At 72.4% G+C, this 24,802-nt stretch carries 24 protein-coding genes; 12 read left to right on the forward strand and 12 right to left on the reverse strand.

All coding sequences use genetic code 11. The features are described from left to right. Positions 1-28: 28 nt before the first annotated feature. The 11 genes from PZB77_RS06215 to PZB77_RS06265 form a co-directional block, all read right to left on the reverse strand. Positions 29-1,456: an aldehyde dehydrogenase family protein gene (locus PZB77_RS06215; RefSeq protein ID WP_275491556.1), complete on the reverse strand. Its 1,428-nt coding sequence runs from the start codon at positions 1,454-1,456 to the stop codon at positions 29-31. Beyond that, positions 1,456-2,592 (reverse strand): phenazine antibiotic biosynthesis protein, encoded by a 1,137-nt coding sequence (locus PZB77_RS06220; protein WP_275491557.1) that lies wholly within the window; start codon positions 2,590-2,592, stop codon positions 1,456-1,458. The genes PZB77_RS06215 and PZB77_RS06220 overlap by 1 nt, the downstream gene beginning before the upstream one ends. Further along, the gene (locus PZB77_RS06225; RefSeq protein ID WP_275491558.1) at positions 2,589-3,497 is read right to left on the reverse strand and encodes a flavin reductase; all 909 of its coding nucleotides are present in this window, start codon (positions 3,495-3,497) and stop codon (positions 2,589-2,591) included. Before PZB77_RS06225 ends, PZB77_RS06220 begins: the two co-directional genes overlap by 4 nt. A 20-nt stretch (positions 3,498-3,517) precedes the next feature. Beyond that, positions 3,518-4,156 (reverse strand): phenazine biosynthesis FMN-dependent oxidase PhzG, encoded by a 639-nt coding sequence (gene phzG / locus PZB77_RS06230; RefSeq protein ID WP_275491559.1) that lies wholly within the window; start codon positions 4,154-4,156, stop codon positions 3,518-3,520. 92 nt (positions 4,157-4,248) lie between these two features. After that, the gene (locus tag PZB77_RS06235) at positions 4,249-5,082 is read right to left on the reverse strand and encodes a PhzF family phenazine biosynthesis protein (RefSeq protein ID WP_275491560.1); all 834 of its coding nucleotides are present in this window, start codon (positions 5,080-5,082) and stop codon (positions 4,249-4,251) included. A gap of 42 nt (positions 5,083-5,124) precedes the next feature. Further along, positions 5,125-5,472, reverse strand: a complete 348-nt coding sequence (locus PZB77_RS06240) for a hypothetical protein (RefSeq protein ID WP_275491561.1) — start codon at positions 5,470-5,472, stop codon at positions 5,125-5,127. Next, positions 5,469-7,361 (reverse strand): anthranilate synthase family protein, encoded by a 1,893-nt coding sequence (locus PZB77_RS06245; protein WP_275495933.1) that lies wholly within the window; start codon positions 7,359-7,361, stop codon positions 5,469-5,471. The genes PZB77_RS06240 and PZB77_RS06245 overlap by 4 nt, the downstream gene beginning before the upstream one ends. A 62-nt stretch (positions 7,362-7,423) precedes the next feature. After that, positions 7,424-8,047 carry an isochorismatase family protein gene (locus PZB77_RS06250; protein ID WP_275491562.1) on the reverse strand — a complete coding sequence of 208 codons (624 nt, stop codon included), beginning with the start codon at positions 8,045-8,047 and terminating at the stop codon, positions 7,424-7,426. Positions 8,048-8,131: 84 nt separating this feature from the next. Continuing rightward, positions 8,132-9,298: a 3-deoxy-7-phosphoheptulonate synthase gene (locus PZB77_RS06255; protein WP_275491563.1), complete on the reverse strand. Its 1,167-nt coding sequence runs from the start codon at positions 9,296-9,298 to the stop codon at positions 8,132-8,134. 45 nt (positions 9,299-9,343) lie between these two features. After that, complete coding sequence (locus PZB77_RS06260) at positions 9,344-9,805, reverse strand: PhzA/PhzB family protein (protein ID WP_275491564.1); 462 nt, start codon at positions 9,803-9,805, stop codon at positions 9,344-9,346. Positions 9,806-10,080: 275 nt separating this feature from the next. Then, complete coding sequence (locus PZB77_RS06265; protein WP_275491565.1) at positions 10,081-11,277, reverse strand: acyl-CoA dehydrogenase family protein; 1,197 nt, start codon at positions 11,275-11,277, stop codon at positions 10,081-10,083. Between the two features lie 668 nt (positions 11,278-11,945). On the opposite strand from PZB77_RS06265, the gene PZB77_RS06270 reads away from it, so the two are divergent. The 8 genes from PZB77_RS06270 (at position 11,946) to PZB77_RS06305 (ending at position 19,665) form a co-directional block, all read left to right on the forward strand. Next, a complete protein-coding gene (locus PZB77_RS06270) occupies positions 11,946-12,638 on the forward strand; it encodes a class I SAM-dependent methyltransferase (RefSeq protein ID WP_275491566.1) in 693 nt (230 codons plus the stop codon). Between the two features lie 119 nt (positions 12,639-12,757). Then, entirely contained in the window at positions 12,758-13,636 is an 879-nt protein-coding gene (locus tag PZB77_RS06275) for a diiron oxygenase (protein WP_275491567.1), read from the forward strand. Then, the gene (locus PZB77_RS06280) at positions 13,633-13,878 is read left to right on the forward strand and encodes an acyl carrier protein (protein WP_275491568.1); all 246 of its coding nucleotides are present in this window, start codon (positions 13,633-13,635) and stop codon (positions 13,876-13,878) included. Before PZB77_RS06275 ends, PZB77_RS06280 begins: the two co-directional genes overlap by 4 nt. Next, complete coding sequence (locus tag PZB77_RS06285) at positions 13,878-14,717, forward strand: hypothetical protein (protein ID WP_275491569.1); 840 nt, start codon at positions 13,878-13,880, stop codon at positions 14,715-14,717. Before PZB77_RS06280 ends, PZB77_RS06285 begins: the two co-directional genes overlap by 1 nt. 226 nt (positions 14,718-14,943) lie before the next feature. After that, on the forward strand, positions 14,944-15,795 hold the full coding sequence (locus PZB77_RS06290) for an alpha/beta hydrolase (RefSeq protein WP_275491570.1): 852 nt from the start codon (positions 14,944-14,946) through the stop codon (positions 15,793-15,795). After that, positions 15,788-16,456: a 4'-phosphopantetheinyl transferase superfamily protein gene (locus PZB77_RS06295; RefSeq protein ID WP_275491571.1), complete on the forward strand. Its 669-nt coding sequence runs from the start codon at positions 15,788-15,790 to the stop codon at positions 16,454-16,456. The genes PZB77_RS06290 and PZB77_RS06295 overlap by 8 nt, the downstream gene beginning before the upstream one ends. A 131-nt stretch (positions 16,457-16,587) precedes the next feature. Continuing rightward, on the forward strand, positions 16,588-17,994 hold the full coding sequence (locus tag PZB77_RS06300) for an FAD-binding oxidoreductase (protein ID WP_275491572.1): 1,407 nt from the start codon (positions 16,588-16,590) through the stop codon (positions 17,992-17,994). Positions 17,995-18,099: 105 nt separating this feature from the next. Further along, on the forward strand, positions 18,100-19,665 hold the full coding sequence (locus tag PZB77_RS06305) for an MFS transporter (RefSeq protein ID WP_275491573.1): 1,566 nt from the start codon (positions 18,100-18,102) through the stop codon (positions 19,663-19,665). Between the two features lie 82 nt (positions 19,666-19,747). Here PZB77_RS06305 and PZB77_RS06310 read toward each other — a convergent pair whose 3' ends face one another. Then, entirely contained in the window at positions 19,748-20,665 is a 918-nt protein-coding gene (locus PZB77_RS06310; RefSeq protein ID WP_275491574.1) for a LysR substrate-binding domain-containing protein, read from the reverse strand. 101 nt (positions 20,666-20,766) lie between these two features. On the opposite strand from PZB77_RS06310, the gene PZB77_RS06315 reads away from it, so the two are divergent. The 4 genes from PZB77_RS06315 to PZB77_RS06330 all read left to right on the forward strand — a co-directional run bounded on the left by PZB77_RS06315 (position 20,767) and on the right by PZB77_RS06330 (position 24,774). Then, the gene (locus tag PZB77_RS06315) at positions 20,767-21,132 is read left to right on the forward strand and encodes a nuclear transport factor 2 family protein (RefSeq protein WP_275491575.1); all 366 of its coding nucleotides are present in this window, start codon (positions 20,767-20,769) and stop codon (positions 21,130-21,132) included. A 508-nt stretch (positions 21,133-21,640) separates the two neighbouring features. Next, positions 21,641-22,693: a hypothetical protein gene (locus PZB77_RS06320; RefSeq protein ID WP_275491576.1), complete on the forward strand. Its 1,053-nt coding sequence runs from the start codon at positions 21,641-21,643 to the stop codon at positions 22,691-22,693. Between the two features lie 202 nt (positions 22,694-22,895). Beyond that, a complete protein-coding gene (locus PZB77_RS06325; RefSeq protein ID WP_275491577.1) occupies positions 22,896-23,756 on the forward strand; it encodes an NAD(P)H-binding protein in 861 nt (286 codons plus the stop codon). Between the two features lie 46 nt (positions 23,757-23,802). Beyond that, positions 23,803-24,774 carry an aldo/keto reductase gene (locus PZB77_RS06330; protein WP_275491578.1) on the forward strand — a complete coding sequence of 324 codons (972 nt, stop codon included), beginning with the start codon at positions 23,803-23,805 and terminating at the stop codon, positions 24,772-24,774. Positions 24,775-24,802: the final 28 nt, after the last annotated feature.

A 24,802-nucleotide genomic window follows, 5' to 3' on the forward strand; every position in this document is an offset into this window, starting at 1 on the left:
GGGTGACCGCGTGCGGCGGCGGTGCGGGTCAGCGCCGGATGACCGCCTTGCTGCGCATCAGGAACTCCCCGAGGAACCCGTCGTGGGGCAGTCCCGGCGCGATCCGGTACGTGGGCACGTCGCCCACGTACACGTTGCTGATGGTCGGTTCGTCCAGGAGCCGGTCGATCAACTCCTCCTGACGGGTGAGGACGGTGAGGACGAGACTGTCCCGCAGGACGGCCGTGCCGGCCTCCGGGGTCCAGGGCGCGACCCAGACGCAGGGAAACGGGAGCTCGACCCCGGTCTGCGGGGCGTCGGGACGGCCGACCTGGTGGACGGCCGGACGCAACGCGGCGCTCCCGTCGCCGAGTTCGGCGACCACGGCGTCCGCGCCCAGCCACGCCCGGGTTCCCTCGGCCCGCCGTGCGAGGTGCGCGGCGATGGCCCGGGCGGTGGCGACCGGCTGTACCGGGAGGACGGCCTTGTCGTCGTCCGGCGGGACCGCGGGCAGGGCGCCGAGCCGTTCGGCCAGCGCCTCGCACAGCGGCTCCGGATCGCCCTCCACGTACACGGCGGTGGTGTTGACGCAGCCGGTGCCCCCGTGGTGCGCCACGGAGTCGACGATGGTGTCGAGGTGGTCGCGCCAGTCGGTGTCCCCGGTCAGCAGGATCTTGGACCGGCCGGGGCCCTGGGTCAACACCGTGCGGTCGGCGGCGTAGCGGCGCACCACGTCCTCGCCGCCGTACACCATGCCGAGGTCCGCGCCGCGCAGCAGGTCGTCGGCGCGCTCGTGGTCGGTGGGCAGCAGGGCCACGTGGTCGTCGTCGAAGCCGGCGGCGCGCAGGGCGGTGATCAGCCGGTGCGGGGTGAAGGGCTCGCGGCGGGAGGGACGCACGGCGACGCGGTAGCCGAGCGCCAGCGCCTCGGGCCACAGGCTGTGGGTGCCCGGGTGGTTACCGGCCGCGTTGACCGCGAAGACGCCTCCGCGCCGGGTCCACACGCCCCGCCCCGCCCGGGTCCTGGGGTCGCGCCAGTCGTCGGCGGCGCCCTGCGGGGCGGCCGCCCGGGCACTCTCCCAGGCGGCTGCCAGGCGGGTGGCGATGGACCGGGTGGCGATGCGGACGACGTGGACGGGGATGCCGCCGACGCGGCTGACGTCGTGCTCGTACTCCTCGACGGTGCGGCCCGCGACCGTCTCGTGGGCGAAGAGGTGGGCCGCGCGGCGCAGGGCCGCCGCCCGCTCGTCCGGGGGGAGCGGGGTGGCCGTCCGGAGCGCCGCGAGCGTCCGGTTCACGAACAGGCTGGGGACCAGGCTGAGTTCGGCCGCGGGAGCGCCGCGTACGTCGGTGACGGCGAGGCGGTTGCGGGCTCGGTAGGGGCCGTTGTGGCCGAGCGCCTCCAGGACGACGGGGGGCGCGCCCCCGTCCGAAGGGCCCGGGGCCGCGGGCGTGCCGGTCGTCTCGGTTCCGGGCATCAGTAGACCCCCTCGATGACCTGCTCGCTCTCGAACGTACCCACGGGCGCGATGTCGGCGACGGAGTCCCCGTAACCGCCCTCGGGCGGGGCCACCCGGACGGCGAGGTCGCGTTCCAGGTTGTTGGGGAGCAGGAAGGACTTGCTGAGGTGGTGGGCCACCACTTGTCCGCGTGCGCCGAGGGGGACGGGCTCGCGGGTTTCGGGGTCGACGACCCCGAAGGTGACGTGCGGGCCGAGGGTGTCGAAGACGCAGGGGTCGTCGTCGGTCAGGCCGGGCCGCTCCCCGGCGAACCCGGCGATCATGGTGCTGCCGTAGTTGCCGGCGAGCACCGTGTCGGGGAAGACCTCGGTGCGGTAGAGGTAGCGGGAGTCAGGATCCAGCTGCGTGCCGCCCCAACGGATCGCCCGTACCTTCTCGTTGACCAGCGTGACGAGCTCCTCGCGCCGGGTCAGGCGCTCCAGCAGGGGCGGGGTGATGGTGAGCACGCCGATCTCCTGGGTCCGCAGCACGTCGGCGGCCTGGTCGATCACATGCTCGGCGTAGGCGGACGCCTCCGCGCCGCGGCCCTCCGCGATGCACCGCTTCACCCAGCGCGGGTCGAGGTCGATGGCGAAGCCGTGGCGTCCGAAGGTGGTGGCGGAGCGGCGGAAGTACTCGCCGACGATGTGCGGGCCGGTGGGGACCAGCCCGAGCCAGTCCGTACCGCGCGGGAAGCCGTGCGCGTCCAGGGTGGCGTTGCTCCAGGCGAGCATCCGCTCCAGCCAGTCCCGCAGCAGCACGACCCGCTTGGGGACGCCGGTGGTACCGCCGCTCTCGAAGACACCGACCACGTCGGGGTGTTCGCCGTAGCCGCGGGGCACGAGGTCGGCGACCGGCGCGTACCGCAGCTCGCCGGCGACGTTCGGGAACAGGGCGAGGTCCGCGAGGGTACGGACGTCGGTGCGGGGGTCGAAGTCCAGGGTGCGGGCCCGCTCCAGCCAGAACGGGGAGCCGGTCGCCGGGTTGAAGTGCCAGTCCATGGCGGCGCGTACGAAGGCGTCCGGGTCGGGCCGGGTGTCCGGCGGCGGTTCCAGCAGGTCGGTGAGTTCGGCGATGTCCAGCGTCATGGTGCGTCCCCGGGGGTCTGTGGTCATCGGTGGGTGGAGCAGGCGACGGCGACGGGGTTGCCGTCCGGGTCCAGGACATGGGCGATGCGCTCGCCCCACGGCATGTCCGCGGGGGCGCGCAGCACCGGCACCTGGGCGTCGGTGAGCTGCTTGAGGGTGGTGTCCAGGTCGTCGACGAGGACGAACATCTCGAAGCGCGGCCCGGGGCCGGGCGCGAGGCCGCACTGGGTCCGGGGCCAGTCGGTGGAGACCACGGCGATTTCGGCGCTGCCCCGTCGCATGCCGATGTAGGTGGGTTCGCCCTGCGGCGGGTTCTGGCTCTGCCGGGTGTAGCCGAGCAGTTCGTAGAAGTTGGCCGTCATGCCGACCCGCTCGGCGAATATCAGGGGGAACGCGCGTTCCGTCATGGGTGGTTGGCTCCCGAGTGCGTTGCCTTCGGCCGCCCCGGCCGGCTCCGGCCGGTCGCGGACGGCCCGGTGGAAGAGGCGGTCGACGTGGACGAGGGGTGTCCGCTCGCTGGTGAAGGTCTGCTCGACGCGGCCGAGCAGTGCCGTGTGGTCACCGGCGTCCAGCACGGAGTGCAGCCTGCAGGCGATCCGCGCGCAGGCGTCCGGGAGTCCCGGGAGCCCTCCTTCGAGGGGGCGCATGTCCCCGGAGGCGAAGCGGTCGGTCCCCGAGGCGGCGAAGCGCCGGGCGACCTCCTGCTGTCCCGCGCCGAGCACGTTGACGAGGAACCTCTCGGTGGTCGCGAAGGCCGGGTGGGTGCTCGCCCCCTTGTCCAGGCAGACCAGGACCAGGGGCGGCTCCAGCGAGGCCGAGACGAACGATCCGGCGGTGAAGCCGTACGGGAGACCGTCGGCGCCGTACGTCGTCACGACGGTCACCGGACTGGGGACCCGCGCCATCGCCGCGGTGAAACTGACCGTGTCCATGCGCGCTCCTCCTCCCTTCGCTACGGCTGGAGCCGGGTGACGGACCAGGTGCCCCGGTCCCGCCGGTAGCCGAGGCGGTGGTGGAGCCGGTCCGAGCGGGCCGACCAGAACTCCACCTCCTCGGGGCGCAGCCGGTAGCCGACGTACCGCTCGGGGCGGGGCAGTGGCGTACCGGAGGCGCCCAGCTCCTCGGCGTGGGCGAGCAGGGCGCGCGGATCGGTGAGCGGTTCGCTCTGGCGGGACGCCGCCGACATGGCGTGCAGCGGGACGGGCCGGCCGGCCCAGAGGGCGTCGGCCCGGTCGTCGGGGACGGCGGTCACGGGGCCGTTCAGGCTGATCTGCTGGCCGGTCTCGCGCCAGTAGAGCAGTCCGGACGCCCAGCCGGTCTCGGCGATCTCCCGGCTCTTGCGGCTGGTGCTGTGCGTGGTGAACAGCAGGCCGTCGTCGTCGAGCGTGACGAACGCGACGATGCGCGTGGAGGGGCGGCCCCGTCCGTCGGCGGTGGCCAGCGCGAGGGCGCGCGGCTCCCGCACTCCCAGCTCGACCGCACGGTCCAGCCACGCGCGCACCAGGGCGACGGGGTCGGCCGGCGGGTCGTCGTACTCGGGGAACCGCAGATCGGTCGATCCGGTGAGGCTCTCGAACTTGGAGGTGTTCATCGCGTCCCTTCCTTGGGTGCCGTCCCGTCGGGCGGCCGGTGCCGGTGTCCCGCTCCGGTCGGTGGATCCCGCCCGGCCCGGCCGGGCGGCTCTCAGACGAAGAGGGTGCCCCTGCCGGCCGTGACGCCGTGGCCGCCGACCTCGACGGAGTCGACGCGCTCCCCCTCGCCCCGGGCGGTGGCGAGCATCAGGGAGGGCCGGCCCATCTCGACCCCCTGCAGGATCTCCAGCCGCTCTCCGTAGCGGGCGAGGCCGTGCCGGGCCAGGTGGATGGCGAGGGGTCCGGCCGCCGAGCCGGTCGCGGCGTCCTCGACCACCCCGTACGCGGGGCTGAACATCCGGGCCCGCCAGTGCGTCCCCTCCCCCGCGAAGCAGTTCGCGGCCATGTCGGGGAAGCGGGAGAGGGCGCGGTGGTCCGGCTTCAGCGCGGAGAGCGCGGGCACGCTCTCCAGCCCCACGAAGACGTGCCGGGGGCCGTTGCGGTAGACCTCGACGGGGGCCGTCGAGGCGGGGACGCCGAGCGCGGCCAGGAGTTCCTCCGCCTGCTCGTACGGCTCCCAGACGGGGTGCGGCTGGCGCATCCGGACGGTCACCGCCCCGTCGTCGTCGCCGAGTTCCACCGGGACGATGCCCATGGCCGTCTCCAGCCGCAGGCTGTCCTGCTTCCGCGTCTCCCCGAGGGCGACCGCCGTCCCGAGCAACGGGTGCCCGGCGAAGGGAAGTTCGTTGACGGGGGTGAAGATCCGGATGTGCGCGTCGCCGCCCTGGCAGGGCGGCAGCACGAAGGTCGTCTCGGAGAGGTTCATCTCCCGGGCGATGCGCTGCATGCGCTCGGCGGAGAGGTCCGCGGCGTCGAGGAACACCGCGACCGGGTTGCCGTACAGCGGCTTCCGCGAGAACGCGTCGACGAGCAGGTACTCGTGCATGGCTACGGCTCCTGACGGTACGTCGGTCATGGTCGGTCGGGATCAGGGGGTGGCTCGGGGAGCGAACGCGGCGCCCAGTCCGTGCAGGACGGGCAGGTCGTGGACCCCCTCGGCCACCGCCTCGACGTCGAAGCCCATGCGGTGGCCGACGGGCCGGCCGATGAGTTCGGCGGCCCGGTTGGGCGGCAGCGGGGCGCCGGCGGGGCGGTCGTCCTCCCACACCATGACCGCCCCCCACCGGTTGCGGTCCCGGTCGGCGACCCAGAACTTCGCGCGCAGTCCCGGTACGGCGGCCCAGTCGTCGGTGACCCCTTCGCGCAGGTGCGCGCGGAGCGAGTCGACGGTCTGCGGCGAGCCGTCCAGGTCCCACCAGGCGATCTCCAGTCTCACCGGGCCAGCACCCCCCGCAGCGCGTCGCCGAGCAGCCGGGGGCCGCCGACCGTGAGCACCGATTCCGCGTGGAACTGGAAGGACGCGAAGTGGCCGCCGCGCAGGGTGTGCACCTCGCCGGTGGCGGGATCGCGGCCGGCCTCGACCCGCCCCACGCCGGCCACGTCGAAACGGTCCGCGGGGCTGATCGCGGAGAAGGTGTTGTAGAAGCCGACGCTCTCGGGCCGTCCGAAGACGTCGACGGTCCGTTGCACGCCCTGGTTCGGTTCGTCGCGCGGGACGAGGTCCAGACCGAGCCGGAGGCAGAGCACCTGGTGGCTGAGGCAGACCGAGAGGAAGGGGACGCGGTCGCTCAGCAGCCGGGCGGTCGCCGCGTCGAGTGCCGCGATCTTCGGGTCGTGGAGGGAGCGCGGGTCGCCGGGGCCCGGGCCCATCACGACGAGGTCGAACCCGGCCGGGTCGTACTGCTCGTCGAAGCGCGTGACCTGCGCGGTGGGGCCGAGCGCTTCGAGCTGCTGCACGATCATCGCGGTGAAGGCGTCCTCGGCGTCCACCACCAGGACCTTGAGGCCGACCAGGGACGGCACGGTGAGCGAGGCCGCGGCGGTGGAGGCCAGCCAGAAGTCGGCGATGCCGGCGTTACGGCCGCGCAGCGCCTCCCGGACCGCCGGATGGTCGGCGAACCGGGGCGCGGTGGGGCCGGCGGCGGGGGTGGTCGCCGGGGGCAGCGGGGCGTCCAGCGCCTGGAGGAGGCCGGCGGCCTTGGCCCGGGTCTCCGCCGCCTCGGCCGCCGGCGAGGAGTGGCGTACCAGCGTCGCGCCGACCGCCAGGCGCATCCGCCCGTCCGGGGCGATGTCGGCGGTGCGGATGAGGATCGCGGAGTCCATGGTGCGCTCGCCCGACGTCTCGCGTCCGATCAGCGCGGCGACCCCGCTGTAGTAGCCGCGGCCCCCGGGTTCGTACCGCGCGATGACGCGGGCGGCGCTCTCCACCGGGCTGCCGGTGACGGTGGGGGCGAAGAGCGTCTCGCGCAGGACCTCGCGCACGTCGCGGCGGGTGCGCCCCTCGATGAAGTACTCGGTGTGGGCCAGGCGCGCCATCTCCTTGAGCGCGGGGCCGGTGACCCGGCCGCCGTGCGCGCAGAGCCGGGACATCGTCTTGAGCTCCTCGTCGAGCACCATGTAGAGCTCGTCGGTCTCCTTGCGGTCCCGCAGGAACGCGGTGAGGCCGTCGAGGTTGGGGCCGCCCGGCGGGTAGCGGTAGGTCCCGCTGATCGGGTTCATCACCGCGTGGCCCTCGCGCACCGAGATGTGCCGCTCGGGGGTGGCGCCGACGAACACCCGCCCCTCGACGTGGACGACGAAGGTCCAGTGGACGCTCGTCTCCAGTTGGGTCAGGCGCCGGAAGACGGCCAGCGCGGTGTGCACCGAGAAGTCGTCCAGCTCGGCGAGCAGGGTGCGTCGCAGGACGAAGTTGGCGCCTTCGCCGGTGCCGATCTCGTCGGCGACGATGCGGCGCACGAGGTCGGCGTACTCGTCGTCGGAGAGGTCGTAACGGCTGTTCGACAGGGTCACCGGCGCGGCGGAGAGCCGCTCCAGGACCCCGGCGAGGGGGAGGACCGCCTGCTCGGTGACGGTCAGCGCGATCAGGGGTTCGCCGTCGTCGGGGGCGGCGAACCCCCGCTCGGTGAGCTGCCGGTACGGCACCAGGACCAGGGCGTCGTGCCGGGGCGCGTCGGGTGCGCCGGACGGCAGCGGCAGCCGGGTCAGTGAGGAGGGGTGGGAGACCTCGCCCAGCAGGACGTCCACGGTGCCCGCGCCGCCGCTCTCGGGGCGGTGCAGGAGGGCGAAGGCGGGCGGACGGGGCTCGGCCAGCAGGCGGTCGAGCAGGTCCGGCCCGGCCGGGGGCGCGGAGGGGGCCGCCCCGGCCGGGTGCGGGGTCTCCGGGCCACTCACGTGAACACCTGGTCGCTCAGGACGACCACCCCGCACCGCTGGGCCACGTACTCGAGGGCGAACTCGTGCTGCCGGAGGGTGAAGTCCGCGACCGCGTCGGCGGCGAGGAACACCTGGATGTCGTGGCTGAACGCGTCGATCGCGGTCGCCAGCACCCCGATGTGGGCGTAGACCCCGCAGAGGACGAGCTGGTCGCGGCCACTGTCGCGCAGGCGCTCCAGCAGGTCGGAGCGGAAGAAGGCGCTGTAGCGGCGTTTGGTCAGCAGCCAGTCGCCGTCGGCGGGGGCCAGCTCGTCGACGACCTCCCGGTCCTCGGGCGAGGTGCGCATGCCCGGGCCCCAGAAGTCGGCGAGCAGCCCGCGCTCCTCGGCGGTCATGCCGCCGGGCTGCGCGGAGTAGGCGACGGGCACGCCCAGCGAGGCGGCCCGCTTGCGGAGTTGGGCGGCGTGGTGGACGAGTCCGGAGCGCAGCGGGTCGGGGAAGGGGCGCAGGAAGAAGCGCTGCATGTCGTGGACGACCAGAGCCGCACGGTCGGGGTCCGGCGTCCAGTCGGCCAGGTTCGCCGGGAGGCTGCCTGGCGTGGGCAGTTCGTACGGGGCGATGGCGGGGATGCCAACCATGGGTCGGCTCCTTTCGGTGCGGTGGGGGGTGCGGCCCGGCGGGCGGTCGCGGAGACGTGCGGCCGGGGGCGGCCGGCCGTGGTCTCAGATCGTCCGGGCCCAGGCGTCCACGAGCCGCTGGGCTTGTCCCGGGTTGAGCCGCGGGTCGCAGAAGGTGGTGTGCCGGTCGCCCACGGAGTCGAGCTCGGAGGAGTCGGCGGCGCACTCGGTGACGTCGTCCGGGGTGGTCTCCAGGTGCAGGCCGCCGTTGACGCCGCCCACCTTCGCCATCGCCGCGTTGAAGTCCTGGACCTCCGCGGTCATCGCGTCCAGCAGCCGGGTCTTGTGCCCGTCCGGGCTGGTGATGGTGTTCCCGTGCATCGGGTCGCAGATCCAGATCACCGGGTGCCCGGCGGCCCGGACCGCCTCCACCAGCGGAGGCAGCCGGCTGGCGACGAAGCCGTTGCCCATCCGGGCGACCAGGATCAGCCGCCCCGGCTGCCGGTCCGGGTCGAGCCGCCCGGCCAGTGCGAGGACGTCCTCGGCGGTCGTCCCCGAACCCACTTTGCAGGCTACGGGGTTGACGACGGAGGCGAGCATCTTCACGTGCGCGCCGTCCGGGTGGCGGGTCCGCTCCCCGATCCACGGCAGGTGGGCCGAGGCGAGCAGCAGCTCGTCGGGGCCGGCGGACCGCAGCATCGGTACCTCGTAGTCGAGGAGGAGCGCCTCGTGGCTGGTCCACACCCGTTCGGCGTCGGGGCGGCCCTCGTTGAGCGTGTGGAGCTCGCGGACGATGTCCTCGGCGGCCCGGTGGCAGGCGAGGATCCGCTCCGGGTCGGGCCGCCGCAGCCCGGGTTCGGGAGCGTTGACCATGTGGCCCCGGAAGACCGGCAGCGTCACACCGCCGATCTCCTCCACCGGCTTGGACCGGGGTTTCGCGAACTGCCCGGCGATGCGGCCGATCCGCAGGACGGGCCGGCCGGACACGGCCCCCGCGCCCTCGGAGAGCCGGTCCAGCAGCGCGACCTTGCGCCGTACGTGGTACGGAGTCGACTCGGCCGGGTCCTCGGCGCAGTCGCCCGCCTGCAGGAGGTGGGCGCGGCCCTCCGCCACGTCGGCGAGCAGCCCGCGGAGGGTGGCGGCGCCGTCGGCGGTGACGAGCGGGGAGGCGCCGGAGAGGGTGTCGCGGACCCGTCGTACATGGGACGGGTCGTCCCATTCGGGCTGCTGCAGAGCGGGGCTGGCGTGGATGTCCTGGACTGTGGTGCGCACGGTCTCCCCCTGCGGGGTCGGGGATCGAAGGTGGGTGGAGGGGCGTCAGGTGGGGATGCCGTCGCGGCGGACCGAGGGAACCTCGATGCCCAGGGCCCTGAACTGCTGGCACGGGTTCATGAATTCACGCTGCTGCTTGATCTTCCCGTCCTCGAACAGGAAGGAGTGCAGGAAGTGGTTGCGGTAGATGCCCGGCTCGTATCCGGGGAAGAGGATCTGGCCCTCGCCGTCGCACTCCACCCAGAAGCGGTCCGGGTCCTGGGTGTCGAAGATCTCGACATTGGTCCAGGCCCAGTCCGGGAAGCACTTGAGCGACCAGACGGCGTGCTCGCCGAGCCGCTCCTTGCCGTTGATGACGATCGGCTCACCGGTCTCGGTCGTCCACAGTCCGCCGGTGCCGTCCTCGGTGAAGAGCAGATGGCGCTCCAGGCGGTCCTGGCCGCGGGTGTTCATGTACTGCGCGACGATGGCGCGGTTGTGGTCGCGTACCTCGTTGGCGTCGGACATGCCTCTCTCGCTTTCCGTTGCGGGGGGGAAGTGCGGAGTGCGGGGCGCGGGTGCGGTGGGTCGGGACTGGCTCGGGGCAGGCGGAGCGACGGCACGCGGGCGCGTGCCGGGCCGACCGGCCGCCCGGTCGGCCCCGGGCGGCGTGCGGTTGCCGCCGGGTCCCGCGGTACTCGGCGCCGGCGGCGTGCGGGTGCCGGTGGGTGCCGTTGGTGGGTGCCGGGTGTGCCGTGGTGGCGCCCGCGGCGTGCGGGGGCCGGTGACTGGCGCCCGGGGGCTCAGAGCATCGGGGTGAGGGTGCGCGGGTCGTTGCCGACCAGCGCGGTTCCGTAGGCCTGTTCCGGGATTCCCATGCCGAATCCGGCATGCCTGCTGCCGACGTTGACGTCGCGCCAGATCCGCTGGAGCGGGTTGGACTCGTCGAAGGCGGAGGATCCGTACACCGAGACGATCTCCTCGACGGCGGTACGGCACTGCTGGACGACGTGGGTGGCGTCCATCCGGGCCCGGGCGCGGACCGGGACGGACGGGTTCTCGCCCGCCGCCGCGAGGGCGTCCACCGAGTCGGCGAGCCGCCGGGCGTGCAGTACCGCCGTGTCGAGGGCGGTGGCGGCGGCGGCGAGGCCGAGCTGGGCCGCGGGAGAGTCGGCCTGCCGGGTGTAGGTGGAGCCGGCCACCCGGCGGGTCGGGGCCTGGGTGAGCGCGTAGTCGAGGGCGGCGCTCGCGCCTCCGATCATGGAGCCGACGAGTCCGACCATGAACACGCCGGTCAGGCTGTTGCGGTAAGGGCGGTCCGCCGGTACGAGGCCGTCGGTCTTGCCCGCGAGGAGCGGCCCGTACGGCAGGAGGCGGTGCTCGGGCACGAACACGCCGTCGGCGACCACCGTGTTGCTGCCGGTGGCCCGCATGCCCACGAAGTGCCAGGTGTCGCGGACCGTCACGTCGGAGGCCGGCATGAGGGCCATGTGCGGCTGGAGGCCGGTGCCGGTGTCCGCCAGGACGAGGCCGCCGATCCAGTCCGCGTGCAGCGATCCCGAGGCGTACGGCCACTCGCCGACGACCCGTACCCCGCCGTCCGCCTTCTCCACGGTCCGTACCGGTGCGCCGAGGATCAGTGCGGTACGGGCGTCGGGGTGCTCGGCCCAGACCTCCTCGCGGGTGCGGTCGGGGTAGAGCGAGACGACGAAGTTCCCGACGTTGAGGACACCGGTGACCCACGCGGTCGAACAACACCCGCGGCCCAGCTCGACGCAGACCTCGAGCAGGGTACGCACGCCGGTCTCGTGACCGCCCAGCTTCCGGGGCGTCAGCAGCCCGGTCAGCCCGGCGCCGGTGACCCGGGCCAGGAGTTCGTCGGACAGCCGGCTCGCCCCGTCCGACTCGGGCGCGTTCTTCCAGAGGTCTTCGCGGAGTTCGGCGGCTCGGCCCACGAGTTCGGCATGCGGAATTTCCGAAGTGTTCCCTGAATCGCGCATTTGAATTCCCTTTCCAGCTCCTCGGGACGCGGGCGCTCCGACGGGGATGAAACCTGGGGCTTATGGAGATCGGCTCAACCCTGCCGCCACGGCATCGTACGCGGACGGCGTCGGGGCAACCACCGGGAGATTTCGCCGCCACATGCGAAATTACGCATTCCGGTTTCCGCCGCGGTGGTCGAAGAATATGGAATCCTTCATTCCGGTGGCGGCGGGCGCACGCGCACCGCCGGACGAACGGCGACTCCGCACGACTGAGGAGTTTCCTCAGTTGAACGCCACCGGCCAGGGTGCGTCGAGATGTGTTCACGAAACGCCCGCCGACGAACGCATTCGGAGCCGATCGCGCGGGGTGACGCGCGGCCCCGAGGGTGCCGGGCGGGTGCCACCCCGGCGGGGGGCGCCGGCATCGGCCCTGTTGCCGTACGGTCGTGGCGCCCCCAGTATGTGGGCGCTCCCCCGGGTCGCGGCGGCACGCCGTCCGGCGTCGTACCGTCCGGCGTCGCGGCGGACTCCCGGGGACGCCGGTCCGCCCCCGGTCCCGCGCCTTTCACACAGAACATCCCTGTGGTAATTCCTTTGGTTCGGCAATGCAGGTGCCCGGTTCCGGTCCGCCGGTTCCGGTGCGGCCACGCCGGAAAAAGCCCCCCTCATCACGGGAGACGCGCATGAGCAAAAGCACGGACTACGATTTCGCGACTGCCGACTTCAATTCCGTCTATCGCGGAGGTGAACTGCTGGGGGACGCCGGTATCACCAAGGCCCCCTGGGACATCGGCGAGGCGCAGCCGGGTGTGATTGAATTCGAGCGCCGAGGACGCATCCGTGGCGACGTACTGGACGCCGGCTGCGGCCTGGGAGACAATTCGATTTTCCTGGCCGCCCGGGGATACAGGGTCACCGCCGTGGACGCCGCCTCCGCGGCGATCGAGCAGGCCACCGAGCGGGCGGCCGGCGCCGACATCGAGTTCGCCGTCGCCGACGCCACCAGCCTGGCCGGGTTCGAGGGCCGCTTCGACACCGTCCTGGACAGCGCGCTCTTCCACACCCTGGACGCGGAGAGCCGCCGCAGCTACGCCGCGGCGCTCCACCGGGTCGCGCGGCCCGGCGCCTGGCTCGACATGCTCTGCTTCGCCGCCGTACCCGGCGGGATGCCCGAGCCGCTCTCCGTGAAGGAGGAGACGGTCCGTGAGGTCCTGGGCGCGGCGGGCTGGAAGGTGACCGAGCTGGAGCGGACCGTCTACTGGGGCGTCGCCGAGGTCACTCTGGGCTTCCTGGCCAAGACCGGCACGCAGGTGGAGATCGACGAGCAGGGGCGCACGCAGCTCCCGGTCTGGTCCGTCCTGGCCGAACGCGCCTGATCCGACCGTCCTCCACGGGCCGGACCGGGGGCCCGTGGCCCACCGCCGCACGCCCCGCAGCCGCACGGTCCACGGGCCCGTCCGCCGCACGACCGCAATCAGCAGAAAGAGGCCTACCCATGCCAACGACCGTCAAGCCCGTGAAGCTGGACCTTGACCGGCTCGAAGCGATGGCGGAGTCGGACTACTACAACCCGTACACGATCTTCGACTGGCCCGAGACCCTCGACGAGTCCCTGCCGTGGATGAGCGAGGACCTCGTCACGCTGGCCGGCACCGAGGAGTGGGACGCGCTCACCCGCGAGCAGCAGCTCGCCCTGACGCGCTACGAGGCGGTGAACTTCTTCAGCCTCAACGTGCACGGCATCCGCGAGCTGCTGAGCGAGGTCGTGCTGCGGATCCACACGAAGACCTACGCGGACGCCTCGGAGTTCCTCCACCACTTCATCGGTGAGGAGAACGAGCACATGTGGTTCTTCGGGACCTTCTGCCTGAAGTACGGCGGGAAGGTCTACCCGCCGGTGCCGCAGGTGGGCATGAACCGGATCGAGGGGGTGGGCGACGCCGCCAGCGAGCTGGTCATCTTCGCCCGCATCCTGATCTTCGAGGAGCTCGTCGACCACTTCAACGCCCTCATGGCGACGGACCAGGCCCTCCCCGACATCGCGCGGGAGATCAACCGGGTCCACCACCAGGACGAGAGCAGGCACGTCGCCTTCGGCCGGCACCTGTTCGGCAAGCTCCTGGAGCAGGTCAAGGAGACCCGCCCGCAGGACATTCCGATCCTCGCCACGTACCTGGACGCCTACCTCGAGTACAGCGTCCGCAGTCTGTACAACCCCGCGGTCTACCGCGACGCCGGGCTGCCCGAGCCGCTGGAGCTGCGGCGCCGGCTGCTCGCTCACCCGGCCCGGCACGCCGCGCACGACCGCATTCTCAACCGCACCCGTAAATTCCTCGCCCGCAACGGCCTTCAGGTTCAGGGGACCTCCGCATGAGTGACGACAAGATCTCGAAGATTCTCGAATTCATTCACCAGCGCAACCCCGAGGTGGGCGAGCTGGGGCTGGACGACGACCTGATCGACCGCCGCGCGGTGGACTCGCTGGCGTTCGTCGAGTTCCTCTACCTCCTGGAGGAGCTGAGCGGCGAGCCCATCGACCCCGAGGAGATCGACGTCGAGGACTTCCGCACCCTGCGCGCGATCGACAAGCGGTTCCTCGCCGGAGCGGCGGCCTGATGGCCGGCCCCACCGGCACGACCGACACCGGTCTGGGGGTCCTGGGCCCCGACGAGCTCCTGCTGCTGCGGACGTTCGACTCCCTGGTGCTCTCCTGGGCGCAGCAGGCCGAGGCTCCGGAGCGGCGTTACCCGTTCCTGGTGCGGGCGGCGGACCTGGAGAACATCGACTACTACGAGAACTTCCCGCACCTGGGCCTGGCGGCGGTCTCCGCCGATCCGGGCCGGCTCTCCGCGCTGCGGGCCTCTGCCGAGGAGCCGCTGCGGGAGCTGCCCGCGTCGGTCCTCAACGACACCGGTCTCGCACTGCCGTCGGCCGCCTGTTACTCGGTCTACTTCGACCTGCGGGGCCAGACCCTGCCGGCCGAGACGAACCGTTTCACCACGGTGGCCACCTGCTTCCGGAACGAGACGCACTACGAGGGCCTGCGCCGGCTGCTCGGCTTCTCGATGCGGGAGATCGTCTTCGTCGGCACGCCCGAGGGCGCGACGGAGCATCTGGAGCGTTCCAAGGAGCGGGTGCTGGGACTGGCGGACCGCCTGGGTCTGAAGATGGAGACCCAGGTGGCGACCGACCCGTTCTTCGACCGCTCCGGCTCCCGGGCCACCATGCAGCGCCTCTTCCCGGTGAAGGAGGAGTTCGTCGTCGACGGCCTGGCCATCGGCTCGGTGAACTACCACCGGAACTTCTTCGGGGACCGGTTGGAGATCGCCCTGCCCGACGGCAAGGCTGCCTCCACCAGTTGCTGCGCCTTCGGCCTCGAACGGTGGGTGCACGCGCTCACCAGCCGCTTCGGTGACGCCCGTACGGCCGCCGAGGCGGTACTCGAAGCGGTGTAGCCGGTGTCCGGCGGCTCAGGGCCGGGGCGGGCCGTGTCCGAACCATTCGCGTCGAACCGGCGGGCGAGACCGCCCGGCGGGAATGGTCGGACTCGGCCCCCTCTCCGGCCCCGCCGGACCCCGCCCGTCCGTCCGGCCGCGACCACCGCACGGGGTCGCGGCCCGTCCGGCCCGGCCGATGCCCGGCCGGCTCCCCGTCCAGCCTGCTCCCGCCTGAGGTGAACCGATGACCCAAACGACCGTCGACGACGCCATCGAGACCGGTACGGTCCGGGTGAACGACGACGTCCAGCTCACCTACGAGCGACGCGGCAGCGGCCCCGACGTCGTCCTCGTCAACAACTTCTTCATGGACCGCAAGTCCTGGCGGTCCTACACCGCGAACCTGGCGTCGACCGCGCGGCTGACCTCGTACGACCTGCGCGGCCAGGGTGAGTCGAGTCCGCAGGCGGGCGAGCCGGTGTGGGAGGACCACATCACCGATCTGAAGGCGCTCTTCGACGAGTTGGGCATCGAGAAGGCGGTGCTGGTCGGCACGTCGTTCTCCACCCTGATCTGCCGGGACTTCGCCGTGGCGTACCCCGAGCGGGTGCACGGTCTGGTGCTGGCCGGTCCGGCGATGAGCCCGCACGGCGGGCAGCGGCTGCGCCGGATCACGAAGGCGTGGCTGAAGACGCTGGACACCTCCGGCCTGGGGGTCCTCTACGACACGCTGTACCCGCTGGTCTCCGGCGACCTCGCGGTGGAGGAGGCGGGCCCGATCGGTTTCATGGGCCGCAAGCAGAACTTCCTCGGCATCCACTCGGTGGAGTCGCTGCGGGCCGGTCTGGCGGTGTCGGTGAAGGCGCCGCTCGATCCGGAGATCATGACCCGGGTGAAGCAGCCCACCCTGCTCTTCGTGGGCGGTGACGACTTCTCCCTCTCCACCAGCGCGGTGGAGGAGATGACCCGGCTGTTCCCGGACACGACCACCGTGACGGTGCCCAACGGCGGCCACCTGGCGTTCCTGGAGGAGCCCGAGTGGTTCCAGCGGGAGGCCGTGGCGTTCATCGAGCGGGTCGCCGGTCCGGGTGACTGAACGTCCGCGGTCCCCGGAGCCCCCGAGCGCATGGCTGCTCGGGGGCTCCGGGCGTCCCCGGCGGGTGCTGCTGGAGACGGTCCCTGTCGGTCCGCCGGGGGGCACCGACGCGCAGCACCGGGCCGGCCGCGCGGCGGCGGCCGCGGTGCTGCGGCGCGCGGGCTGCGCCTGCGGCACGGTGGGCCGCCGGCGCAGCGGCGCTCCGGTCTTCCCACCGGGTTACGCCGGTTCCGTCACCCACACCGAGTCCCTGGCGGTGGCCGCCGTCGCCCCGGGTTCCCGCGGGGTCGGCGTCGATCTGGAGTTCCGGCTGCCCGAGGCGCGGCTGCACCGGTTCCTGCTCGACGACTCCGAGCGCGCCTCGCTGTGGCCGGACGGCGACCGGGAGCGGTTGCGGCGGCTGTTCGCCGCGAAGGAGGCCGCGTTCAAGGCCCTGACGGAGTGCCACGAGGGCCATGGCGGTCTCTTCTGGCGTGTCCGCCTGCGGCCCCACGGCGACGGTCTGTGGGCCCGGGCCGGCGACCGCTACGCGGTGGTCAGGGACGAGACCACGTCCGCGTACGCCTTCGCGGTGGCGGTCGCCGTGGGCGCCGACCCGGGTCCGTGGGCGGACGGCACCGGCGGACCGGCCGCACCCTCCACTGCCATAAGCAGAAGTTAGCGCAACCCAAAAATCTAGGTCTTGGACTTCTGGCCCCGCGCTCACGACCATGAACAGCGGGCCACCGTGCGGCCGAGAACCCCCCCGTCCTCGGCGGCACGGTCGTCCGCTCGACGAAAGGAACGCACAGCGTGACCCCTCACCTCCGGCACGACGCCCCCTGGGGCGACCCGGCGGCGGCACGCAAGCTCGCCGGGAGCGTCCGCGGGCCCGTCCTCACCGCCGGTGACGACGGCTACGACGAGGAACGCGTCCGCTACCAGACCTTCCGTCCGCACGCCCCGTCCGTGGTGATCGGCGCCGTGGACGAGGAGGACGTGCGGCTCGCCGTGGAGTTCGGCGCCGCCCACGACCTGCCGATCGGGGTGCAGTCGACCGGTCACGGCCCCGCCCTCCCCGCCGGCACCGGTGTGCTGATCAGCACCCGCCGGATGGCCGACGTGCGGATCGACCCGGACTCCCGTACCGCGCACGTGGGGGCCGGTGTCAGCTGGCAGCAGGTGGTGACCGCCGCCGCGCCGCACGGTCTGGCCCCGCTCAGCGGCAGCGCCCCGCACGTCGGGGCGGTCGCGTACACCCTCGGCGGCGGCCTGGGGCTGCTGGCCCGGCGCTTCGGCTACGCCGCCGACCACGTACGGCGGATCCGCGCGGTCACCGTCGACGGCCGGCTGCGGGACATCGACGCGGACCACGAGGGCGACCTGTTCTGGGCGCTGCGCGGCGGCCGCGACAACTTCGGCGTGGTCACCTCGATGGAGGTCGGCCTGGTGCCCGTGGAGCGGTTGTACGGCGGAGCGCTGTACTTCGACGGTGCGCTGGCCGAGGAGGCGGTGAACACCTGGCTGCGCTGGACCACCGGCGTCCCCGAGGGCATGACCTCCTCGCTCGCGCTGGTCCCGCTGCCCGACCTGCCGTCCCTCCCCCCGCCGCTGCGGGGCCGGTACGTCGTGCACGTACGGATCTCCTACCTGGGTGAGGCGGCCGAGGGCGAGCGCCTGATCGCGCCGCTGCGCGCCCTCGGTCCGCGACTGGCCGACTCGGTGCGCGTGCTGCCGTACACCGAGTCCGGCAGCATCCACAACGACCCGGTCCCGCCCGCCGCGTACACCGGCACCAACGCGATGCTCAGCGGCCTGGACGAGCAGCGGGTGCGCGAGGTCCTCGCCCTGACGGGGCCGGGCGCGCCGGTCAACAGCATCGTCGAGGTGCGCCACCTCGGCGGCGCGCTGGGCCGGGCGCCCCGGCCGGCCAACAGCGTCGGCAACCGGGACGCCGCCTACCTGCTCGCGGTGCTCGACCGGGTCACGCCCGGCACGATCGACGAGGTCGGGGCCGCGCACGCGCGGCTGACCGCCGCGCTGGCCCCGCTCACCACGGGACGGTCCCTCAACTTCCTCTACGGGGCGAACGCCGCACCCGATCAGGTGGCCCTGGCCTACGCCCCCGACGACTACCGCCGGCTGCGGGCGCTGAAGACGGCGTGGGACCCCGGAAACCTCTTGCGCCTCAACCACAACATCCCGCCGGACACGGCCTGAGGGCTTCCCGGTCCGGCCCTTTCCGACGGGCCCCCGTCCCGTCGGATCCGCTCGACACCGGATGCGTCCGGCGTCAGATCCGCTCGACAAGCAGAAGGAACGAAGATGCAGAAGAAATGGTGGACGTTGTTGGGGGTGTGCGGCGGGACGTTCATGCTCCTGCTGGACACCACCATCGTCTACGTCGTCATGCCGGACGTGCAGGAGGACCTGAAGGCCAGCTTCGCCGACCTCCAGTGGGTCATCGACGGGTACGCGCTGGCCCTGGCCGCCCTGCTGCTGACGAGCGGAACGATCGCCGACCGGTTCGGCCGCAAGCGGCTCTACTCCATCGGCGTCGTCCTGTTCACGTTCGCCTCCCTGCTCTGCGGCCTCGCCCAGTCGCCGCTGATGCTGGTCCTCGCCCGGATCCTGCAGGGCGTCGGCGGCTCGGTGATGTTCGCGACCGGCCTGGCGCTGCTCGCGGGCAGCTTCGAGGGCAAGGAGCGCGGCACGGCCTTCGGCGTGTGGGGCATGGTCACCGGTCTCGCCTCCGCCGTCGGCCCGGTCGCCGGCGGTCTGATCTCCAGTGGCATCAGCTGGCGGGGCATCTTCCTGATCAACGTGCCGGTCGGCATCGTGGTCGCGCTGATCATCGCGCTGCGGGTGGACGAGGCAAAGTCCCCCTTCGCGCGCCGTCTGGACTGGCCCGGCTTCGTCCTGCTCACCTCGGGCCTCACCACCCTCATCTACGGCCTGATCCGCGCCGGTGAGGAGGGGTGGAGCGACTCGCGAGCGGTGACCTTCCTCATCGTCGGCGGCGTGCTGCTGCTCGCCTTCCTCGTCGTGGAGTCGCGCGTGGAGCAGCCGATGTTCGACCTGAAGCTCTTCCGCATCCCGACCTTCGTCGGCGGTTCCGTCGCCGCGTTCGTGATGAACGGCTCGCTCTTCGCGATGTTCCTCTTCCTGGCCATCTTCTTCCAGGAGGTGCTGCAGTACTCCTCGCTGGAGACCGGTGTGCGTCTGCTGGCGGCGTCCCTGTCGATGCTGGTGGCCTCGCTGATCGCGGGCCGCGTCAGCGCGAAGATCCCGGCCCGCGTCCTGATCGGCGTCGGTCTGCTCCTCGTAGGCGTCGCCCTGCTGCTGATGGGCCGGATCGACGAGAACACCGGCTGGGAGCACTTCATCCCCGGTCTGGTGCTGGGCGGGATCGGCGCGGGGCTCGTGAACCCGCCGCTCGCCTCCACCGCCGTGGGCGTCGTGGACTTCTCCCGCTCCGGGATGGCGGCGGGCGTCAGCGGCACCTTCCGGCAGCTCGGTGTGAGCACCGGTGTCGCGGTCCTCGGCTCCACCTTCGCCGTGATCATCAGCGACCGTCTCCGCGACGGACTGGCGGGCGTGCCGGAGGCCGTCGGACAGACCGACCGGCTCGCCGCGCTGGTGCGCGGCGGCGAGATCGAGCAGGCGGCGGCGCTGGTGCCGGCGGCGCAGCGGGAGACCGTGGAGCGCCTCGCCGTGGACGGCTACATCGACGGCCTGAACACGCTGCTGAACATCTCTGCCTGCCTCGCCCTGGTGGGTGGCGTGCTGTCGCTGCTGCTGATCCGGGCCAAGGACTTCCAGGCCGCGCAGGCCCCCAAGGCTCCCGCCCCCGACACCGCCGCCCCGTCGGCGGTGGCCGCGGAGGGCTGACCGCCGCCCGCACCCGTGCGGCCCGATGACGACGCCGGGCCCGTACCCCTCCACCTACTGGAGGGGTACGGGCCCGGCGTCGTCATCCGAGGGCCTTGCCGGCCGGTACCAGGGCCTTGGCCTCCGGCGCTCCGAACGACTCCCGGCAGTGCAGGAGGAGTTCCCGCAGCGCCGGGCTCTTGGTCGGTGCGGAGATCAGTGCCAGCACGGCCGCGATGTCGGCATCGGTGATGGGCACGGTCGTCAGCTGCGGGTGCTGGGCGAGCATGGATTCGGACAACACCGCGACCCCCAGTCCGCGTTCGGCCAGATGGACCACCGCGCCGGGAGCGCTCGCCTGCAGGGCCACGGTGGGGGTGAGGCCGCGGGCGGCCGACGCCTGGTCGAGCACCGCCCGGATACCGGTGCCCTTGGGGAGGCAGATGACCGGGTAACCGCTCAATTCGGCGAGGGTCAGACCGCTCTCCGCCGCCAGCGGGTGTCCCGGCGGCACCGCCGCGACGATCGCCTCACTGATCACCTGCTGGCCGTCCAGGTCCTCCGGGGCCTGGCCTGCGGCCCCGATCAGGGCCAGGTCGACGGTGCCCTCGCGGACGTACTCCACCAGCTTCGCGGAGTCGTCCTCCATCAGGCTGATCTCGACGCCGGGGTGGGCCAGATGGAAGCTGGAGAGCGCTTCGAACAACGGGGTGACGGTGCACGCCGTCACCATGCCGACGACCAGCCGGCCGCGGACCAGTCCGTTCATCTCGTCCACCGCGTGCCGCAGCGCCTCGACGGCGGCGAGCACGGCGCGCGCGTGGCCGAAAGCCACCTCGCCCACGGCCGTCAGCCCGGCGCTGCGGCCCGAGCGGTCGATGAGCGTGGTACCCAGATCGTTCTCCAGTTGGCGGATCTGTGCGCTGATCCCCGGCTGGCTGACGTGCACGCGCTCAGCCGCTCGCGTGAAGTTGGATTCCTCGGCGACGGCGAGGAAGTATTTCAACTGCCTGAGCTCCATAACCTCTGATTATAGAGGCGATCCAGACGATTGATTGGACGTGATCCCGGCCAACGTTGGAACATGGAGGAGCCGGAATTCGGCCACACGAAAGGAAGATCGTGCCCGAGAACGAGAAGGCTCTGAAGCCGGAGGACATCACCCGTCTCTTCGTGGAACGCGCCAACGCCGGCGATGCCGCCGGTCTGGCCGCGCTGTACGAGGAGGAGGCGGTGATGGCCTACCCGCCCGGGAGCACGACGGTGGGCCGGGAAGCCATTCGCCAACTGTGGGAGAAGGTGCTCTCCCACGCACCGCACTTCGAGGAGGAGGAGCCCCTGCCGACCCTCGTCTTCGGTGACATCGCACTGACGGCCACACCGCCGAAGGACGGGTCCGGCGCCCGCGCCCAGGTCGTCCGCCGCCAGGCCGACGGAAGCTGGCAGCGCATCATCGACCAGCCGGAGTTCCGTCCGCCCACCAGCTGACGGACGACGACTTTCGGCCATTCGCGGCCGGGTGGCGTCAACATCCCTTCTGGAAAAGAGCCTTGCCCAGGTGTCCGGTTATCGTGGGTTCCCCTGGCGTCGCTCCCGACACACCGCGGATCCGGCCGCGACCGGGTCTTGACGGAGCGTCAGCACTGGATATCGTGCGCGGAGGTTCGAAGCCGGACGGGGGCTGATCAGATTGGCACGCACACCGCGAATCCGTCATGCGTCATGGCCGGACCTACGGCCCGCTCCACCCTGCCCCGGCCCGCCCGTCCCGCACAGCGGCATCGACGCTGTACCTCCCGGGCGGCCGGGGTTTGCCATGCCTCCTCGCTGTCGGTGCAACCACGCGCCCGGGCAGAGCGAGTAAACGGCACCCCCCACGAACCCACGTCGGGTCGGACGGTACCGAGGCTCTCGACTCCGTACCGTCTTCCGGCCTGTGCGTCCTTCTCAGCCTGTTCACCCCAGTACAACGGACCGTTGAAAAAGGAGAATGAGAATGGCTCTGACCGAATCCAGGAGGGCCGCCCCACCGGTGTCCCCCACGTGCGAGTCGGCCGAACTCTGGGATGCCCAGGCAGACAGCCTCCCCGTCGTCCGCGTCGCCCTCGACGCGCTGGTGACCGACGACTCGCCCCGCCTGGCGGGCGAGAGCGAGGAACATGTCCAGCAACTGGCGCAGTGTGTCTCGCCGTTGCCGCCGATCATCGTGCACCGCGCCACCTCCCGCGTCGTGGACGGTGCGCACCGGCTGCTGGCGGCCAGGATCAACGGCCGGACCCACATCGACGTGCAGTACTTCGACGGCACCGCCGCCGAAGCGTTCCTGCTGGCGGTCAACCGCAACGCCAGCCACGGTCTGCCGCTGACCCGCTCCGACCGCAACGCCGCAGCCCTGCGCATCATGCGGTCGCATCCGGAGTGGTCGGACCGGATGATCGCCACCGCCGCCGGGCTCTCCCCCAAGACGGTCGGCGCCATCCGCAGGCGTTCGGGTGACGCTCTTCTCCAGTTGAACGTCCGCATCGGACGGGACGGCAAGTCCCGGGTCCTGGACACCGCGGAGCGGCGCCGGCTCGCCGGCGAGTATGCCCTGGCCCACCCCGACGCGAGTCTCCGGGAGATCGCCAAGGAGAGCGGGCTCTCCCTCGCGACCGCTCGTGACGTGCGCAAACGGGTTCAGAAGGGCACCAGCCCGCTGCTCCCGGCGCGTCGTGGCGTCACCGCCCGCGCGGCACAGGAACCGTGCGAGCACGAGGCCGCCGTCACCTCCTTCGCCATGGCGGAGACGCTCCACACTCTGAAACGGGACCCGTCGGTGCGCCTCACCGACAACGGCCGCTTCCTGCTGCGGCTGCTGGACACCAACGCGGTGGCCACCAACCGATGGGGCGAACTGGTCGACCAGATACCGCCGCACTGGGTCGGACAGGTTGCCTCCGCCGCCCGCGAGTGCGCGGCGGCCTGGCGGCACGCGGCGCAACAGCTGGAAGAACGGGCCCGCACCGTCGACGAGGTCCGCAGCGCGGCACCGATGGACACCGTCGCCTGACACCGCGGCCGGGCTGTGCCGGGCCCGGCAGCGGCCCCGTCGCCGCCCCTCCCTGTCGTGCCGTCCCGTCGTCGACGGCACGACAGGGAGGGGCGGCGCGGAAAGGCGCCGCCCGGAATGGTCCCGCACACTATGGCGCGGTGGGGTCCTCACGGAAAAGGACTCCCTCGAAAAAACGTGTGCTTCTTCCTACACTTCGGCCATGTCGATTCTGGTGACCGGAGCGACCGGGAAAACCGGCCGTCACATCGTTCGGGAACTTCTCGCCACCGAAAAGGACGTGCGCATTCTGACGCGCCGTCCCGACCAGGTCGAACCGCGGCCGGGGCTGAGCGTGGTCGAGGGAGACCTCATGTCACCACAGAGCCTCTCCGCGGCGCTGGACGGCGTGGAGCGGGCTTTCCTCTTCCCCGTCCTCCCCGCGATCGGCGCGTTCGCCGACGCGGCGCGGCACGCGGGTGTCCGCAGGGTGGTCCTGTTCACCGGAGCGTGGGCGGCCGGCCACACCGAGCGCGACCTGGGCTCATGGGTGCTCCCCCGCTACCGCGAGGCCGAAGACGCTATGGCCGGGGCGGGGTTGGCCGAATGGACGGTGCTGCGTCCGGCGCCGTTCGCGACCAACGCCCTGTGGTGGGCCGCCTCCCTGCGCGAGCGGGGCGTGGTCGGGCTCCCCCACCCGGACGCGCTCTGCCCCGTGATCCACGAGGCGGACATCGCGGGAGCGGTGGTGCGCACCCTCCTGGACGACGGCCACCACGGCGCCCGTCACACGCTCACCGGCCCGGCACTCGTCACGCAGGCCGAACAGGTCGCGGCGATCGGCGAGGCCGTCGGGCGCACGCTGCGGGTGGAACGGATGTCCCCGGAGCGGTGGCGGACCGAGGCGGAGCGGTTCCTGCGGCCGGGAATCGCCGGAGACCTGCTGCGCGAGTGGTCCGAGACCGAGAAGGACCCTTCCACCGCGCTCCCGGTGCTGCCGGCCGTCGCGGAGATCACCGGGCGGCCCGCACGCCCCTTCTCCCAGTGGGCGCACGACCACGCCGCCGACTTCGCCGGTGCCTGAGCGTCGCTCCGCGCACCCCGCAGGCCGACTTCCAGAAGGGCTCACCATGGAGTACACCCAGCTCGGCCGGAGCGGTCTCACGATCTCCCGGCTCGTCCTCGGCACCATGAACTTCGGCGTGCACACCGAGGAGGCCGAGGCCCACCGCATCCTCGACACCGCCCTCGACCTCGGCATCAACATCGTCGACACCGCCGACCTGTACGGCTGGCCGGAGCAGCCGGGCCGCACGGAGACCATCATCGGGAACTGGCTGGCGCAGGGCGGCGGCCGGCGCGAACGGACCGTGCTCGCCACCAAGGTCTACTCCGGCACGAACGACCTGCCCCACGACGGCGGACTCTCCGCGCTGCACATCCGCCGGGCGGTGGAGGCGAGCCTGCGGCGGCTGCGCACCGACCACATCGACCTCTACCAGATGCACCACGTGGACCGGTCGGTCCGCTGGGAGGAGATCTGGCAGGCGATGGACGTACTGGTCGCCCAGGGGAAGGTCACCTACATCGGCTCCAGCAACTTCGCCGGCTGGCACCTCGCGGCGGCCCAGGAGTCCGCCCGGGCGCGCGGTCTGCTCGGTCCGGTCAGCGAGCAGTCCGTGTACAACCTGCTGGAGCGCACCGTCGAGCTGGAGGTGCTGCCCGCAGCCCAGCACTACGGCATCGGGCTGCTCCCCTGGTCGCCCCTGCACAGCGGGCTGCTCGGCGGGGTGCTGCGCCGGGAGCGCGACGGCGTCCGGCGCACCGCCAACCGCGCGGCCGCCGCGCTAGAGACCCGCCGGGAGCAGATCCAGGAGTACGAGGACTTCGCCGCCGAACTGGGCCACGAGCCGGGCCATGTGGCGCTCGCCTGGCTGCTGGCGCAGCCCGCGGTCACCGCCCCCGTCGTGGGCCCCCGCACGCTCGGCCAGTTGCACGACGCGGTCGCGGCGCTGGAGGTGCGGCTGGAGCCGAAGGCGCTGACCCGGCTCGACGAGATCTTCCCCGGGCACCGGCCCGCCCCGGAGGCCTACGCCTGGTGAGCCGGGCCGCGCGCGGGCCACGGTGCTC

This window comes from Streptomyces sp. AM 2-1-1 (assembly GCF_029167645.1).
Classification (GTDB): Bacteria; Actinomycetota; Actinomycetes; order Streptomycetales; family Streptomycetaceae; genus Streptomyces.

Bases quoted from the DNA above. Each gene is read 5' to 3' on its own strand.
- PZB77_RS06270 (WP_275491566.1), top strand. From the start codon at position 11,946: ATGAGCAAAAGCACGGACTACGATTTCGCGACTGCCGACTTCAATTCC.
- PZB77_RS06330 (WP_275491578.1), top strand. From the start codon at position 23,803: ATGGAGTACACCCAGCTCGGCCGGAGCGGTCTCACGATCTCCCGGCTC.
- PZB77_RS06220 (WP_275491557.1), bottom strand. From the start codon at position 2,592: ATGACCACAGACCCCCGGGGACGCACCATGACGCTGGACATCGCCGAA.
- PZB77_RS06290 (WP_275491570.1), top strand. From the start codon at position 14,944: ATGACCCAAACGACCGTCGACGACGCCATCGAGACCGGTACGGTCCGG.
- PZB77_RS06325 (WP_275491577.1), top strand. From the start codon at position 22,896: ATGTCGATTCTGGTGACCGGAGCGACCGGGAAAACCGGCCGTCACATC.
- PZB77_RS06250 (WP_275491562.1), bottom strand. From the start codon at position 8,047: ATGGTTGGCATCCCCGCCATCGCCCCGTACGAACTGCCCACGCCAGGC.
- PZB77_RS06225 (WP_275491558.1), bottom strand. From the start codon at position 3,497: ATGGACACGGTCAGTTTCACCGCGGCGATGGCGCGGGTCCCCAGTCCG.
- PZB77_RS06265 (WP_275491565.1), bottom strand. From the start codon at position 11,277: ATGCGCGATTCAGGGAACACTTCGGAAATTCCGCATGCCGAACTCGTG.
- PZB77_RS06235 (WP_275491560.1), bottom strand. From the start codon at position 5,082: ATGCACGAGTACCTGCTCGTCGACGCGTTCTCGCGGAAGCCGCTGTAC.
- PZB77_RS06310 (WP_275491574.1), bottom strand. From the start codon at position 20,665: ATGGAGCTCAGGCAGTTGAAATACTTCCTCGCCGTCGCCGAGGAATCC.
- PZB77_RS06305 (WP_275491573.1), top strand. From the start codon at position 18,100: ATGCAGAAGAAATGGTGGACGTTGTTGGGGGTGTGCGGCGGGACGTTC.
- PZB77_RS06275 (WP_275491567.1), top strand. From the start codon at position 12,758: ATGCCAACGACCGTCAAGCCCGTGAAGCTGGACCTTGACCGGCTCGAA.
- PZB77_RS06260 (WP_275491564.1), bottom strand. From the start codon at position 9,805: ATGTCCGACGCCAACGAGGTACGCGACCACAACCGCGCCATCGTCGCG.
- PZB77_RS06280 (WP_275491568.1), top strand. From the start codon at position 13,633: ATGAGTGACGACAAGATCTCGAAGATTCTCGAATTCATTCACCAGCGC.
- PZB77_RS06285 (WP_275491569.1), top strand. From the start codon at position 13,878: ATGGCCGGCCCCACCGGCACGACCGACACCGGTCTGGGGGTCCTGGGC.
- phzG (WP_275491559.1), bottom strand. From the start codon at position 4,156: ATGAACACCTCCAAGTTCGAGAGCCTCACCGGATCGACCGATCTGCGG.
- PZB77_RS06320 (WP_275491576.1), top strand. From the start codon at position 21,641: ATGGCTCTGACCGAATCCAGGAGGGCCGCCCCACCGGTGTCCCCCACG.
- PZB77_RS06215 (WP_275491556.1), bottom strand. From the start codon at position 1,456: ATGCCCGGAACCGAGACGACCGGCACGCCCGCGGCCCCGGGCCCTTCG.